This window comes from Alkalibacterium pelagium, assembly GCF_900109325.1.
GTDB lineage: Bacteria > Bacillota > Bacilli > Lactobacillales > Carnobacteriaceae_A > Alkalibacterium > Alkalibacterium pelagium.
Map to the genome: position 1 here is coordinate 1 of NZ_FNZU01000006.1, position 13,657 is coordinate 13,657.

General features: G+C 41.5%; 15 protein-coding genes. 10 read left to right on the forward strand and 5 right to left on the reverse strand.

Annotated features, from left to right (window positions below; genetic code table 11):
* On the reverse strand, nt 1-192 hold a 192-nt coding region (locus BMX79_RS06005), incomplete at its 3' end, for a transposase (RefSeq protein WP_143059420.1).
* Between the two features lie 255 nt (nt 193-447).
* A complete protein-coding gene (locus BMX79_RS06010; protein ID WP_091480328.1) occupies nt 448-1,101 on the reverse strand; it encodes a DNA alkylation repair protein in 654 nt (217 codons plus the stop codon).
* 346 nt (nt 1,102-1,447) lie between these two features.
* Between BMX79_RS06010 and BMX79_RS06015 the strand changes: the two genes are divergently transcribed.
* Nucleotides 1,448-3,013, forward strand: a complete 1,566-nt coding sequence (locus BMX79_RS06015) for a Mur ligase family protein (RefSeq protein ID WP_091480330.1) — start codon at nt 1,448-1,450, stop codon at nt 3,011-3,013.
* A 92-nt stretch (nt 3,014-3,105) separates the two neighbouring features.
* Complete coding sequence (locus tag BMX79_RS06020) at nt 3,106-4,614, forward strand: DUF1846 domain-containing protein (protein WP_091480333.1); 1,509 nt, start codon at nt 3,106-3,108, stop codon at nt 4,612-4,614.
* A gap of 48 nt (nt 4,615-4,662) precedes the next feature.
* Here BMX79_RS06020 and BMX79_RS06025 read toward each other — a convergent pair whose 3' ends face one another.
* Together BMX79_RS06025 and BMX79_RS06030 are read right to left on the reverse strand one after the other, a co-directional pair.
* Complete coding sequence (locus BMX79_RS06025) at nt 4,663-5,082, reverse strand: reverse transcriptase-like protein (protein ID WP_091480335.1); 420 nt, start codon at nt 5,080-5,082, stop codon at nt 4,663-4,665.
* Nucleotides 5,083-5,183: 101 nt separating this feature from the next.
* Nucleotides 5,184-5,393 (reverse strand): cold-shock protein, encoded by a 210-nt coding sequence (locus tag BMX79_RS06030; protein ID WP_091480338.1) that lies wholly within the window; start codon nt 5,391-5,393, stop codon nt 5,184-5,186.
* A 173-nt stretch (nt 5,394-5,566) separates the two neighbouring features.
* Between BMX79_RS06030 and BMX79_RS06035 the strand changes: the two genes are divergently transcribed.
* From BMX79_RS06035 to BMX79_RS06045, 3 genes are all read left to right on the forward strand, one after another.
* Nucleotides 5,567-7,450: an ABC-F family ATP-binding cassette domain-containing protein gene (locus BMX79_RS06035; RefSeq protein WP_091480340.1), complete on the forward strand. Its 1,884-nt coding sequence runs from the start codon at nt 5,567-5,569 to the stop codon at nt 7,448-7,450.
* A 13-nt stretch (nt 7,451-7,463) separates the two neighbouring features.
* Entirely contained in the window at nt 7,464-8,408 is a 945-nt protein-coding gene (locus BMX79_RS06040) for a thymidylate synthase (protein ID WP_091480343.1), read from the forward strand.
* A gap of 65 nt (nt 8,409-8,473) precedes the next feature.
* Nucleotides 8,474-8,965, forward strand: a complete 492-nt coding sequence (locus BMX79_RS06045; RefSeq protein ID WP_091480346.1) for a dihydrofolate reductase — start codon at nt 8,474-8,476, stop codon at nt 8,963-8,965.
* 119 nt (nt 8,966-9,084) lie between these two features.
* On the opposite strand, the gene trhA is transcribed toward BMX79_RS06045, so the two are convergent.
* Complete coding sequence (gene trhA, locus BMX79_RS06050; protein WP_091480348.1) at nt 9,085-9,741, reverse strand: PAQR family membrane homeostasis protein TrhA; 657 nt, start codon at nt 9,739-9,741, stop codon at nt 9,085-9,087.
* 164 nt (nt 9,742-9,905) lie between these two features.
* Here trhA and BMX79_RS06055 point away from each other — a divergent pair, with 164 nt between their 5' ends.
* From BMX79_RS06055 to BMX79_RS06075, 5 genes are read left to right on the forward strand one after another with little or no spacing between them, the layout of a single operon-like run.
* Entirely contained in the window at nt 9,906-10,529 is a 624-nt protein-coding gene (locus BMX79_RS06055; RefSeq protein ID WP_091480351.1) for a YpmS family protein, read from the forward strand.
* A gap of 45 nt (nt 10,530-10,574) precedes the next feature.
* Nucleotides 10,575-11,096: a peptide-methionine (S)-S-oxide reductase MsrA gene (msrA, locus tag BMX79_RS06060; protein WP_091480353.1), complete on the forward strand. Its 522-nt coding sequence runs from the start codon at nt 10,575-10,577 to the stop codon at nt 11,094-11,096.
* Nucleotides 11,093-11,314: a YozE family protein gene (locus tag BMX79_RS06065; protein WP_091480355.1), complete on the forward strand. Its 222-nt coding sequence runs from the start codon at nt 11,093-11,095 to the stop codon at nt 11,312-11,314. Before msrA ends, BMX79_RS06065 begins: the two co-directional genes overlap by 4 nt.
* Nucleotides 11,315-11,344: 30 nt before the next feature.
* Nucleotides 11,345-12,067 carry a purine-nucleoside phosphorylase gene (gene deoD / locus BMX79_RS06070; RefSeq protein WP_091480357.1) on the forward strand — a complete coding sequence of 241 codons (723 nt, stop codon included), beginning with the start codon at nt 11,345-11,347 and terminating at the stop codon, nt 12,065-12,067.
* A 22-nt stretch (nt 12,068-12,089) separates the two neighbouring features.
* Nucleotides 12,090-13,586, forward strand: coding sequence for a S41 family peptidase (locus BMX79_RS06075; RefSeq protein ID WP_091480359.1), 1,497 nt, complete (start codon nt 12,090-12,092; stop codon nt 13,584-13,586).
* Nucleotides 13,587-13,657: the final 71 nt, after the last annotated feature.

Here is a 13,657-nt window from a genome sequence, read left to right on the forward strand (position 1 = left end):
GAACAGAAGGGCCTTGAGTAGAACTTTTGGGTGATAAGCCGGCCGACCAAAGTCATTTTCAATCAGACGGTAATGAGCATCATCCAAGTCTTCGACGACCTCGTTGATAGAATATATAATATGATTATTGGGTAAAAGTGAGTCTATTTCTAATGGCAAGGTTGTCTGGTTCATGGTATATTGAGTATACATAAGGAGCACCCTTTCTATGATTTGTTGTGGTGACTTAATTATATCAAAGCCGTGCTCCTTTTGCGTACATAAACAAATAAGATCCGCTAAAAATCTCAAGTAGATTTTCAGCGGATCTTATTATTTTTCTGGGACTTTTGTCCCAGCCTCTTTTTTTCATCCGATTAAGACATGATTAATTTATTGACTGCAATACTGCACTTTGCATTAAGACAATCAATAGTCATCATAATTCCGTTTGGCGAGACACTGGTATTAAAGGTACTTGCTGGCTTCCCGGACGCTCAGTGGAGCCATCTCCTGTCTATGAGTTTCGATGAATCGTCGGACCCATTTTGGATCAGTCTTACTGTAATCTCTTAAACTCCAGCCGATTGCTTTATTAATGAAGAATTCAGTTTGGTTCAGGTTATTCACTATTATCTGCTCCAGAAGGACGGTGTCTGTCTGCTTTTTCCTCATTCTCTGATGGTCAATTGCGATTCTTCTGAGCCATATATTATCTTCCTTGCTCCAATCCAGTAAGGAATCGTTCAGCTCGGGGTGCTTCAAGGCAATTGTTCCAATCAGCTTATCAAGGTTGTCAATGGTGTCCCACCAGGATTTATCGAGTGCTAGCTGTCTGATATTATCTACATCTTCAATCGATAAATCATCTTTTTTCTGCAGAAGGTAATCACAGGCAATATACTGATATTCCCGGTAAGGTTGTTCCCACAGAAAAAAGACTAACTGCCAGTCTAACGCTGAGTTTTTTAATGAAGAAAGAAAAGGGCGTGAAACATCTCTCCGTTTAACAGACTGAAGGCCTAGAAACTTGAACTGATCTTTCATATATTTCTTCATTTGAACTGCCTTAACCGGGTCACGGTATCTTTCCATTGCTTCTATAAGCTCATAACGATCCATACCCTTGTTACTCCTTTCTCTATCTCACTTATAAAGTACTATAGAAATCAGTTAAAAGCCAGACGATATTAATGATTGAAAAATGAGTATTAGCCTCAATTCATTTAGAAACGCAGAAGGTCACTACTAGCTGACAGTTCAAGTTTGAAAAGTCTGTACTTGACCACTTAATGCAAAGCAGACAAGACGAATAGTGTTCTTTGTTAAATATCTTGAGCAAATGATATGACATTAAAATCCGAATAAAGTAAAATTAAACAAGTGAGAATTAGATAACATCCGTAATGTTAAATAAACTATATCCAGTAAAAGGATAGCTTAAACAGTGCATGAGAGGACTAACAATATGAAACTAAATTTACTACTTCAATCTATTTACTGCGTTACTTCAGCGAACGCAAATGACAATCTCGATATTGAGAAGATAGCCTACCATTCGGAAAGGGTAGACGAACAGACTTTATTTGTCTGCATACGTGGGTATCAGACCGACGGGCATGAATTTGCACATAAGGCTGTAAATGCCGGAGCGATTGCTTTGATCGTTGAACAGCTGATTCCGGATATTGAAGTCCCGCAGTATGTTGTTGAAGACAGCAGGAAAGCGCTATCTCATCTATCAGACCGTTTTCTTGATCGTCCATCTAAATCTATGCGTGTTTTTGGCGTAACTGGTACAAATGGCAAGACCTCAATTACATACATGACTGATGCTATCTTTAAAGCAGCTCAGCTGAATACTGGACTCATTGGTACTGTCATGGTTAAAACGAATGATAAAGTGGAACCAAGCACTTTGACCACTCCTGAATCTCTTGACCTTCAGAACTATCTGTTCAAGATGAAAGAATCTGAAGTGTCGCATGTTTCAATGGAAGTGTCGTCTTCTGCACTGGATCTTTGTCGAGTTGAAGACGTTGATTTTGATGTAGTTGCTTTTACTAATATAAATAAAGATCACATCGAACTGCACGGATCCTTTGAAGCATATTACAATGCTAAAGCAAAACTTATCAGAGAGGCTGCTGAATACAGTAAGGCTATTTTAAATATAGATCAGCCTTTACTGGAAGACTTGGTAAATGAGACTGCAGCTGAGGTCCTTACATTTGGTGTGAAAAATGACCGAGCAGATTTAACGGTCACTGATATCAATATGAATCAAGGAAGACCGGCTTTTACAGTGCAGCTGAAAACCCCACTCAAAACATTAGGCGGCAATTTAGTTGATCCGTGTTCGTTTACTGTCAAAATGGGGATTCCTGGCTATCATACGATTTATAACGCATTGACTGCCATAGCAGTCGGTCTGGTCAATGATATCCCGATTCAGCTTGTAAAAGAAGGGATAGAAGGATTTGACGGAGTAGAGAGACGCTTTCATATTTTATATGAAGATGAGTTTACCATTATAGATGATTTGTTCTTAAACGAAAATAATATCGAATCCAGCATGAATGCTCTGCAGAATCTGCCATTTAATGCAATCCACAACGTTCATGCCATCAGAGGAAGCAACGGTCCTTCTTTGAATCAAGGGAATGCACTGATTATGGCAGAATGGTATAAGAAACTTGGGATAGATCGTATGATCCTTACGGCTAGCCGGTCACATGTCAAAGCTAAGGATGAGGTATCCGATGAAGAACTAGGAGCTTTTCTTAAAGTCATGGGGGAAGCTGGAGTGGCTGTCAAATATTATGATGAACTGGAAGATGCGCTGTGCACCAGTTTGGACCACGTAAAAAAAGGGGATATTCTATTGATTACAGGAGCTCGAGGGATGGATTATGGTGCTAAAACTGTTCTGGAAATGCTGCTGGAAAAGAAGACATTAGTTAAAAGAGAAGCTGTCATAGATGTACTGAACAAGAAAATAGTGGGAATGGATGACCTGAAACTTGTCGAGTGATTTTCTTTTTAAGAATTTAATAAAATTCCTAAGATGTCCTCCTGTTTAGTGCTATAATGAGTCAGATAATGGACTAGTTACAGGAGGAAGAAATGAAGACAATCGGTTTTGACACAGAAAAGTATTTGAAGGAACAGTCTGCCTATATTCTTGAACGAGTTGAGAACAGTGACAAACTATATCTTGAGTTTGGTGGGAAATTAATCGGAGACAAGCATGCCAAACGTGTGCTGCCTGGGTTTGATGAAGATGCCAAGATGAAACTTCTGGCAACATTGAAAGATCAGTCTGAAATCATCATTTGTGTATATGCAGGAGACATAGAGAGAAACAAGGTGAGAGGGGACTATGGGATTACATACGACCGGGATGTGTTAAGGCTCATAGACGAGTACCGGGCATATGGTATTCCAGTGAACAGCGTACTGATTACTAGATACCAGAATCAGCCTAACGTTGACATCTTCATGACCAAGCTTAAACGCAATGGCATAAGTGTTCATACGCATAAAGCCATTGATGGTTATCCTACCAATGTCGAAGCAATTGTTGGAGAAAATGGCTTTGCTAAAAATGCCTACATTGAGACTACAAAACCGCTAGTCGTCGTTACAGCTCCAGGAGCTGGAAGCGGAAAACTGGCTACCTGCCTGAATCAGCTCTATCATGAATATGCTAGAGGAAATGAAGCGAGTTATGCAAAATTCGAGACGTTTCCGGTATGGAACCTTCCGCTCAAGCATCCGGTCAATACAGCATACGAAGCAGCTACTGTGGACCTTAAAGATGTTAATATGCTGGACAACTATCACTATGAAGCATACAGGGAAGTGGCGGTCAACTATAATAGAGACACAGAAATGTTCCCGGTCATTAGACGTATTATTGAAAAAATATCCGGAAAAGCTTCGGTCTATCAGTCTCCCACAGATATGGGAGTAAACCGGATCAAATCTGGGATTATCAATGATGAAGTGGTCTGTGAGGCTTCCAGACAGGAAATCATCCGCCGCGCATTTTCTGTTGAAAATGATTATAAGAAAGGGCTGGCTGATGAAGATTCTCTGCGACACATGCAGCTGATCTTGGAAGAAACGAATTTGAAAAAGGAAGATAGAAAGCCTGTTTTGATAGCAAGACATTACGCTGAAAAGGTACAGAGCAGGATGGATGATACGAGTCTTCAAGCAGTCGTTGCTATCGAACTACCTAATGGCAAAGTAGTGACTGGACGCACGACCAGTCTAATGGATGCCGCTGCGGCTGTAATCGTCAACAGCTTGAAATCTTTAGCTAATATTTCTGATGAAATTGATTTGCTGGCTCCTATGATCCTGCAGACGATTCAGACATTGAAAAAAGATGATCTGAAGAGCAAGGTACCTACCTTGTCTGCCAACGAACTGCTTATTGCCCTGGCAATCAGTGCGGTAACTAACCCGACCGCTGATCTGGCCTACAAACAGCTTGATAAATTGACTGATGCTCAAGCGCACTCAACAGTAATTCTGAACAGCGAAAATGAACAGACAATTAGAATGCTAGGAATAGACATTACGAATGATCCCGTCTATCCGACAGACAATCTGTATTACAATTAAGATTAAAGCTGCCGTCCGCTTATCTCAACTGAGATAGACGACGAGCAGCTACTTTTTTGCTGTTTTTTGCTTTAGCTGTTTCGCAATGGCCTGTTTCGCGAGATTGTCTGCACCTTTGTTCTGCTTTTCTGGAATCCACTTTACTTCATAAAAACTCAAGTGAGACAACAGGTGCTGTATATCTTTAAATATCTCAATGTAAGCTGGATTCTTCATATGATTCTTTCTGATGGACTGGGCTACAAGCTGACTGTCCGTATGGAATACAGTCCATTCCTGAGTTCGGTCATGCTCATGAACCCAATTGACTGCCAGGTAGAAAGCTTTTAATTCAGCAAGGTGATTATCCAGACAATCTTTGAGAGGGGCATTAAGCTGTTCATGCAGACCGTCCCCAGCAACTACCAGTCCTGTTCCAGCAAGCTGGTTTTTCTGAGATACAGCCGCGTCACTGTATATTTTAAGCATATCGGGATTCTCCTTATTTATTATTCATTTAAAAATGACGTAGAAAAAAGACCAGTTCCTCCGTGCAACTGATCCTCATTTCTATGTATAAGTATAATGCATTATTCAGATTCCACGACTGTAACATTTGTAGCTTGAGGACCGCGTGACCCTTCAACGATATCGAACTCGACTGTCTGGCCTTCATTAAGAGCTTTGTACCCTTCCATAGTGATGCCTGTGAAGTGAACGAACACTTCTTCCTCATCACCAAATTGAATAAACCCGTAGCCTTTTTGATTGTTAAACCATTTAACAGTACCTGTAGTCATCGTTTTCCCCCTAAAATTACTCATTATAGTTGGTTATATCCCTCAGTATAAAGGATACGGTAAACCTAGTCAATCATTGCTACAAGGGAGTCACCGGTACCTTCATTAATCCATGCTGTTTTGACCCGTGAAATGTGCTAGAATGATTAGGAGAAAAGGTGAGGGGATATGCAATGAAAGAGTGGAAAGTAGAACAGCTGACACATTCTTATGGAATAAAAACATTATTTGACGATCTGTCTTTTTCTATCCGTGAAGCACAGCGGGTAGGGCTGATCGGAGTCAATGGGACTGGAAAGACGAGTCTTCTCAGAATTGTAGCTGGTGAATTAAAGCCAGATAAAGGACTTATTTCAAAGCCAGGTGAATACGAGATTGGCTACCTTAGTCAGGAATCAGAACTGGATGAAGAGAAAACCTTGTTTGACACCGTGTTTGATGGGGATTCTCCAGTAGTGCAGGCTGCAAGACATTATGAAGAAGTCCTTCAGAAACTGTCAGAAGATCCGATGAATCCTAAAACTCAGCAGGCATTCACAGAAGCTGAAAAACGGATGAATCAGGAAGATGCCTGGACAGTCAGCTCCAGAGCTAAATCAATTCTTAACCAGTTAGGGTTGTCAGACAGTACAAAAAAAGTTGGTACTTTATCAGGCGGTCAGAAAAAAAGAGCGGCCCTTGCTCAAGTTCTTATTCAAGAACCTGATCTGCTGATTCTTGACGAGCCGACAAACCACCTCGATTTTCAGATGATCAAATGGCTCGAGGATTACCTTGCTGGATATAGAGGGGCCTTACTGATGGTCACTCACGACCGGTACTTTCTTGACCGGGTTTCCAATGAAATATTGGAGCTGGAGAACGGAAAGATACAGTCTTACCCAGGAAATTATCAGCAGTACGTTCAGTTAAAAGCTGAGCGGGAAGAAACTGAAGCCAAGATGGCTCACAAGCAGAAACAGCTGTATAAACAGGAGCTGGCCTGGATGCGTGCAGGCGTGCAGGCTCGAGGGACCAAGCAGGAGGCCAGAAAAGAACGTTTTGCTGGTATCGAAAAACAAGTCAAGAGTCAGGTGTCTAAATCTGATCTTGAACTGAATTTATCTGGATCCAGACTGGGAAAAAAAGTGCTGGAACTTGAAAATGCGACAAAACATATGGGTGATTTAACTATACTTGAGGACTTCAACTTGCTTATTCAGCAGACCGATAGAATCGGAATCACTGGTGTCAATGGAGCAGGAAAGACGACCTTCCTGAACATCCTCGCCCAGGAAACAGAACTGGATTCAGGGGAACTTATTATTGGAGATACAGTTAAAATAGGTTACTACAGGCAGTTAAATGAAGCATTTGACGAAGATAAGCGAGTGATTACTTATTTGAGAGAAATTGCCGAAGAAGTAAAACTAGCTGACGGAACCAGTGTCAGTGTGTCTCAGTTGCTTGAGAGATTTCTTTTTGACCGTTCAATGCACGGCTCACCGATCAATAAGCTGTCAGGTGGGGAGAAGCGACGCTTATATCTGCTGAAAATACTGATGCAGCAGCCTAATGTTCTGATTCTTGATGAGCCGACAAATGATTTGGATGTTCAGACGTTAACTATATTAGAAGAGTACATCAGTCAGTTCTCCGGCGCAGTGATTGCCGTCTCTCATGACAGATACTTCATAGATAAGATAGCCAGTAAGCTGCTTATCTTTAATGGCAATGGAAGGATCGAAGAAAGTTACGCCACATTAACTGAGTACCTGGAAGAGAATAGGGAAATAAAGGAAGAAAAGCCTTCAGTCAATAAGAACAAAACTGCTCCTGAAAAGAGAAAAGAACCGAAAGAAAAGACGTCACTGACTTATATGGAGAAAAAAGAGTGGGAGTCTATAGAAAGTGACATTGAGCAGCTGGAAATGGAACTGGAAGCCATTCAGGGAGAAATTGGTCACGTAGTATCAGATCACGTCAAGCTGAGTGAATTAACTGACAAGCAGACTGAAATAAGTGAACAACTTGCCGAAAAATACGAACGATGGGAATATCTCGCACAATACGTTTAGAGGAGAGATTAAAGTGGAACAGGAATACCTTGATTTAGCTAAGAGAATTATTAACGAAGGATCAGTAAGGGATGACAGAACAGGTACAGGAACACGTTCAGTATTTGGACACCAGATGAGATTCGACCTTCAAAAAGGCTTCCCTCTTCTGACAACAAAGCGCGTGTTCTTCAAGCTGATAAAAAGTGAACTGCTCTGGTTCTTAAAAGGCGATACAAACATCCGGTTTCTTCTGGAAAACAACAATCACATTTGGGACGAATGGGCTTTTGAACGCTATGTTAAGAGCGAGGATTATAAAGGTCCAGACATGACTGACTTCGGTATCAGAAGTCAGAAGGATCCGGAGTTTAAAGAACAATACGAAAATGAAATGGCACAGTTCAGAGAAAAAGTCCTAACGGATGATTCATTTGCAGAACAGTACGGGTCTTTAGGGAATGTTTACGGTGCTCAGTGGCGGGCGTGGAAAACAGCCGATGGCGGATTTATTGATCAGATCAAAGAAGTCATTGACTCTATTAAAAGGAATCCTAACTCAAGAAGACACATTGTGTCAGCGTGGAATCCAGAAGAAGTCCCAACAATGGCTCTGCCTCCATGTCACACGCTTTTCCAATTTTACGTGCAGGATAATAAACTGAGCTGTCAGCTCTACCAAAGAAGTGGCGACGTATTCTTAGGTGTGCCATTCAATATTGCCAGCTATGCGCTTCTTACTCATCTGATAGCTCAGGAAACAGGTCTGGAAGTCGGAGATTTCGTACACACTTTAGGAGACGCACATTTGTATCTGAATCATATGGATCAGATTAATGAACAATTATCCAGAGAGATTAGAGATTTCCCAACTCTGGAACTTAATAAAGATAAAAGTATCTTTGATTTTGAAATGGATGATATTAAAGTGAAAGACTACCATCCACATAAATCAATTAAAGCACCTATAGCGGTATAAGAACATAGTGTTGCGCTCTGCAACTTTTATGTTGCATAGAGCAACCAAACAACAGGAGGACTGACATGATCACATTTGTATGGGCAGAAGATGAAAATGGACTGATTGGAAAAGATGGGGAGCTTCCGTGGTCGCTACCTGTAGATATGGCCTTTTTTAAGAAGGTCACATTAACAGGTAATGTGGCTATGGGTCGTAAAACTCTCGACAGTATTCCTAATCCTCCATTAAAAAACCGAATCAATTATGTGATGACACGTAATAGAGATTTTCATATGGAAGGCGTGATTGTCACCCATTCTAAGGAAGAGCTGTTAGATTTAGCTGCGACGGACAAGCCACTTCATATTATAGGGGGAGTTTCACTTTTCGAGGCGTTTGTTGGGGAAGTTGACAGACTTTACCGGACAGTGATCCACGATTCCTTTGAGGGTGATACGTATATTCCGGAGATCGACTACAGTAAGTTTAAACTGATCGAAGAAGTAGAAGGAACAGTAGATGAAAAGAACCGTCATCCACATACGTTTCAGATTTTCGAGCGGATAAAAGACTGATTCCTCCTAAGAGCATGGATAAGATACAAAAAAGTCACACCCGACTGATCGGTGTGTGACTTTTTTGTATCATCAAAGATTACTAACTGTGAAAAAATTGAATGGAGCTTGAGATTGTCTTAAGTGTAAAGATAAATTGAGAAGAACATGCATACAGTTCCTGTCAGTACGAACAGATGCCAGACAACATGCATATATTTAACATGCTTCAGTCTGTAGAACAGTGCGCCGACTGTAAAGGCAACTCCTCCAGCCATTAACCAGATGAATCCTCTGGTGCCAAGCCCCTGGTACAAGTAGTTGAGGAAAAAGAGAGAGATCCAGCCCATTGCTATATACAACCAGACTGAAAGACCTTGGAACTTCTTGAACCATACCGTTTTGTACACGACACCCAGCAAGGCAATGAGCCAGATGATCGATGTCAGTATCGCTCCAAGCCTTCCTCCAATCGTAATCAGAGTATAAGGGGTATATGTTCCTGCGATAAGCAGAAAGATACTGCAGTGATCGATCACTCGAAAGACTTTTCTTGCTCGAGTAAACGTAAGACTGTGATAAAGCGTACTGGACAAGTACAGTAGAATTAGTGTGGAACCGTAAACAGTGTAGGATGTTACTTCAACTGCACCGCCATATTCAAGGCCTTTATGGACGAGAAACACCAGGCCGACAATGCTCAAAATCACTCCTATACCGTGAGTGATTGCGTTCAGGACTTCATTAAACACCAGATATTTCTTTGAAAATACTGGATGTTCTGTAAAATTTGACATAGACGCCTCCTTTGTCTCTCACGTTCTGTACGACCAATCAAATATTTGGTATACTACTTTAGAAAGACTACTTCTATCTTGTAGTCAGAAGTATAACATATTTACAGCAATCAGTTAAATGAAATTACAGAACTGAAATTAAAACCTGTGAAAGGAGACAGCAAGTGGCAGAATCACGAGGAAACAGAAATAGAGGAACAAATGGATGGATGTGGGCCTTTCTCATTCTGCTGGGGATCATTATCTCATTGAGTATCTGGATCATTGTCCGTCTGCAACCTACCAGTTCAGAAAATACAGGAGAACAAGCTGGAGACGTGACTGTAATCGAAGACAGTTTGAGATTCGAAGTTGTAACAGATAAAAATCAACTTAATAGGGTCATCAATCTTTATCTGGAAGAAGAGCTGGATGAACAGTTTGCCGGGTACAATGTAGTGATTGATGAGGATGTCCAGTTGAGCGGGGCTCTCCAAGTCTTCGGTTTTGATGTAGACTTTTTATTGAGAATGGACCCTTATGTTGTCGATGACGGCAATTTACAGCTTAGAGCAACTTCGATACAATTAGGGTCATTCGATTTACCTATTGGGATCGCAATGAATGTTCTCAGCCAGCAGCTTGATCTTCCTCAATGGATCAGAGTAGACAGCGAGCAGCAGATGATTCTGGTAGCATTGAACGAGTTTCAGCTCGAAAATGACCTTCAGTTCGCTATGCAGCGTATCGATCTGGAAGAAGATGATATCAGATTGAATATTATTTTGCCTGAAGAGGCTGTAAGATGATATACTGATAATCATTTATCATGATGTGTGAAAGGATTGAATACGATGGAAAAAGCTTTACTAGCTGGGGGATGTTTCTGGTGCATGGTCCAGCCTTTTGAAGAAATGGAAGGCATACTGAATGTAGAGTCCGGATATACTGGCGGCCATGTCGAAAATCCAACTTATGAAGAAGTGAAAAGTCAGAAGACAGGGCATACTGAAGCTGTACTGATCGAGTATGATGAAAAATGTGTGTCGTTTGACGATCTGCTGGAGATGTACTGGCAGCAGACAGATCCGACCGATGCAATGGGTCAGTTCATGGATCGCGGAGACAGTTACCGACCGGTTATCTTCTATTATAATGAAGAGCAGGAAAAAGCTGCACGGGACTCAAAAAGACGTCTGGAAGAAAGCGGGAAGTATAAAGAGCCCATTGTAACTGATATTGAGCCTGCGCAGACATTTTATCGTGCAGAAGATGAGCATCAGCAATTTTACAAAAAGAATCCAAGGTTATATGCAGAAGAAAAAAGGCAGCGCAAGGAATGGGTCGACGAAAGAAAACAGGTGGGCGCTGAATGAGGCGATCATTTTACCATTTTGTCAAAACGCTGGCAGATCCTTACAAAAAAGATGACATCACGCTATTCGCAAATGCCGTTTCTAGAGATGGCACATTTCCCAAACAATCTGAGGATTATGACGAACTGTCAGACTACCTTGAGCTGAATGCAGACTATGTGGAGTCTATGACTTTGTTCGATGAAGTTTTTCAGGAATACAAAGAAACAAACGGGTAGAAAATAATAACAGTCGGAGGAGATTTTATCATGAGTACACATATTGGAGCTAAACAGGGAGACATTTCAAAAACGGTTTTAATGCCGGGGGATCCGCTTCGTGCTAAATACATTGCGGAAACGTTCCTGGAAGATGTTAAGCAGTATAATACAGTCAGAAATGCCTTTGGTTACACTGGAACTTATAAAGGGCAGGAAATATCTGTTCAGGGAACAGGTATGGGTATTCCTTCCGTTATGATTTATGGTGAAGAACTGATTCAGGAATATGGTGTAGAGAATCTGATTCGTGTCGGATCTGCTGGAGGAATGAAGAAAGAAATCAAAATCCGTGATGTCGTACTGGCACAAGCAGCGACTACGGATTCCAGTCTGCACCGTCATATTTTCAATAATCAGGTCGACTTTGCACCGATAGCAGATTTTGATTTGCTTAAACACGCCTATGACATCGGGATGGATAAAAACATGAGCATCCGTGTCGGGAATGTCTTAAGTGCTGACCGATTCTACAATGCTGAACTGGACAAGCAGAAACTTGCTGATTATGGTGTGCTGGCAGTGGAAATGGAAGCAGCAGGACTCTACTCATTGGCAGCCAAGCACAATAAGAGAGCTCTCGCATTACTGACTATCAGTGATCACCTGCTGACAGGTGAAGAAACAACTGCAGAAGAAAGACAGACTACCTTTAATGACATGATGATTATTGCACTGGAAGCCGCTTTAAGAATAGAAGCACAAGCTAAATAAGCTTTAAGAAAAGGGGACACTCATGCAACATGAACCTGGTTCACAAAAAGAGACAAAAAAAGTCAGTTTACCTTTATATATCGGATCACTTTTGGTCGTACTTGTTGTCGCTATAGCTGGGACGGCTCTGGGACTCAGCTATTTCGGTGATGCCGCTGATGAAACTGATCAGCCAGAAACTGAAACAGCGCTTGATTTTACTGATGAAGAGGCAACACAACCGGTAGATTTTCAGCCAATCGAGGAAATGTACTCTATTCTCATGACCCAGTATCTTGAAGAAATAGACTCACAAACTTTGATAGAAGGCGCACTGGAAGGTATGGCTGATGCTGTCGGTGATCCGTATACAGAATATCTTGATGAAGTAGAAGCGACATCAATGGATGAGGACATTCAAGGCTCATTTGAAGGCATAGGAGCTGAAGTCATGAAGGAGGGCGAATATGTTCGTATCGTTTCCCCAATTGCCGGTTCACCTGCTGAAGAAGCTGGCTTAATGCCGAATGACTACATCGTTGAGGTCGACAATGAGTCTGTCGCAGATTTGAACATCAATGAAGCTGTCTCTCTTATAAGAGGGCCACAGGGGTCTGAAGTTGAGCTGCTTATTTTACGGGGAGAAAACTTGTTTAACATCACACTAACAAGAGATTCGATCCCTGTTGAGTCAGTCCGGTACGAACTGGACGAAGACAATCCGACCATAGGATACGTGCACATTACTAATTTCAATTTGCCAACCTATGAGGAGCTGGTCGAAGCGATTGAAGAGCTGCAGGACCAGGGGGCGGAACAGTTTATATTTGACGTCCGCGGAAATCCAGGTGGACTGCTGAACTCAGCTATTCGCATCTCGAATATCTTTGTTGAAGATGGAGACCCGATCATGCAGTCTCAGGGAAGAAACGAAGAACCATTCATATATGTGGCAGATTCGTTAGAATATGGCGATTTTAAATTCGATCAGCCAGCCGTTCTGCTCATTGATGGAGGAAGCGCCAGTGCTTCAGAAATACTCGCTGGGGCAATGAGTCAGTCTGCTGATATTCCTCTTATTGGTACATCTACCTTTGGTAAAGGAACGATTCAGAACATTCTTCCGCTTTCAGGTGATGGAGAAGTGAAATTCACTGCCGGACGCTGGTTGACAGCTGATGGAGACTGGGTCACTGAAGAATCGATTCAGCCGGATATTGAAGTGGAAATGCCTGAATATCAGAATTTCCTGATCATCAATCCTGAAGAAACGTATCAGGAAGGGGATGTTTCTGAAGAAATCGAAAACATCAACGGCATTCTTGATGCACTGGGTTATGATATCGGTGAAGTGGATAATTCTTTCGATACAGAGACTCAGGCCGCTGTAGAGTCTTTTCAGGAAGAAAATGATCTGGATGCTGACGGAATTGTAACAGGTCCGACAGCTAGAGCACTGATAGAGGCTCTACGCGAACTAATTAATGAGAATGACACACAATATGATAGAGCTGTAGACTATTTATTAAATAATGAATAAAATCTATAGAGGAAGAAAATAAAGTGTGAATTTAGTCACCTTATTTTCTTTCTCTATCTTTTTTAGTGTAG

Excerpts from the sequence above, each read along its gene's own strand:
- BMX79_RS06010 (WP_091480328.1), bottom strand. The coding sequence starts at position 1,101 with ATGGATCGTTATGAGCTTATAGAAGCAATGGAAAGATACCGTGACCCG.
- BMX79_RS06015 (WP_091480330.1), top strand. The coding sequence starts at position 1,448 with ATGAAACTAAATTTACTACTTCAATCTATTTACTGCGTTACTTCAGCG.
- BMX79_RS06020 (WP_091480333.1), top strand. The coding sequence starts at position 3,106 with ATGAAGACAATCGGTTTTGACACAGAAAAGTATTTGAAGGAACAGTCT.
- BMX79_RS06025 (WP_091480335.1), bottom strand. The coding sequence starts at position 5,082 with ATGCTTAAAATATACAGTGACGCGGCTGTATCTCAGAAAAACCAGCTT.
- BMX79_RS06030 (WP_091480338.1), bottom strand. The coding sequence starts at position 5,393 with ATGACTACAGGTACTGTTAAATGGTTTAACAATCAAAAAGGCTACGGG.
- BMX79_RS06035 (WP_091480340.1), top strand. The coding sequence starts at position 5,567 with ATGAAAGAGTGGAAAGTAGAACAGCTGACACATTCTTATGGAATAAAA.
- BMX79_RS06045 (WP_091480346.1), top strand. The coding sequence starts at position 8,474 with ATGATCACATTTGTATGGGCAGAAGATGAAAATGGACTGATTGGAAAA.
- trhA (WP_091480348.1), bottom strand. The coding sequence starts at position 9,741 with ATGTCAAATTTTACAGAACATCCAGTATTTTCAAAGAAATATCTGGTG.
- msrA (WP_091480353.1), top strand. The coding sequence starts at position 10,575 with ATGGAAAAAGCTTTACTAGCTGGGGGATGTTTCTGGTGCATGGTCCAG.
- BMX79_RS06065 (WP_091480355.1), top strand. The coding sequence starts at position 11,093 with ATGAGGCGATCATTTTACCATTTTGTCAAAACGCTGGCAGATCCTTAC.
- deoD (WP_091480357.1), top strand. The coding sequence starts at position 11,345 with ATGAGTACACATATTGGAGCTAAACAGGGAGACATTTCAAAAACGGTT.
- BMX79_RS06075 (WP_091480359.1), top strand. The coding sequence starts at position 12,090 with ATGCAACATGAACCTGGTTCACAAAAAGAGACAAAAAAAGTCAGTTTA.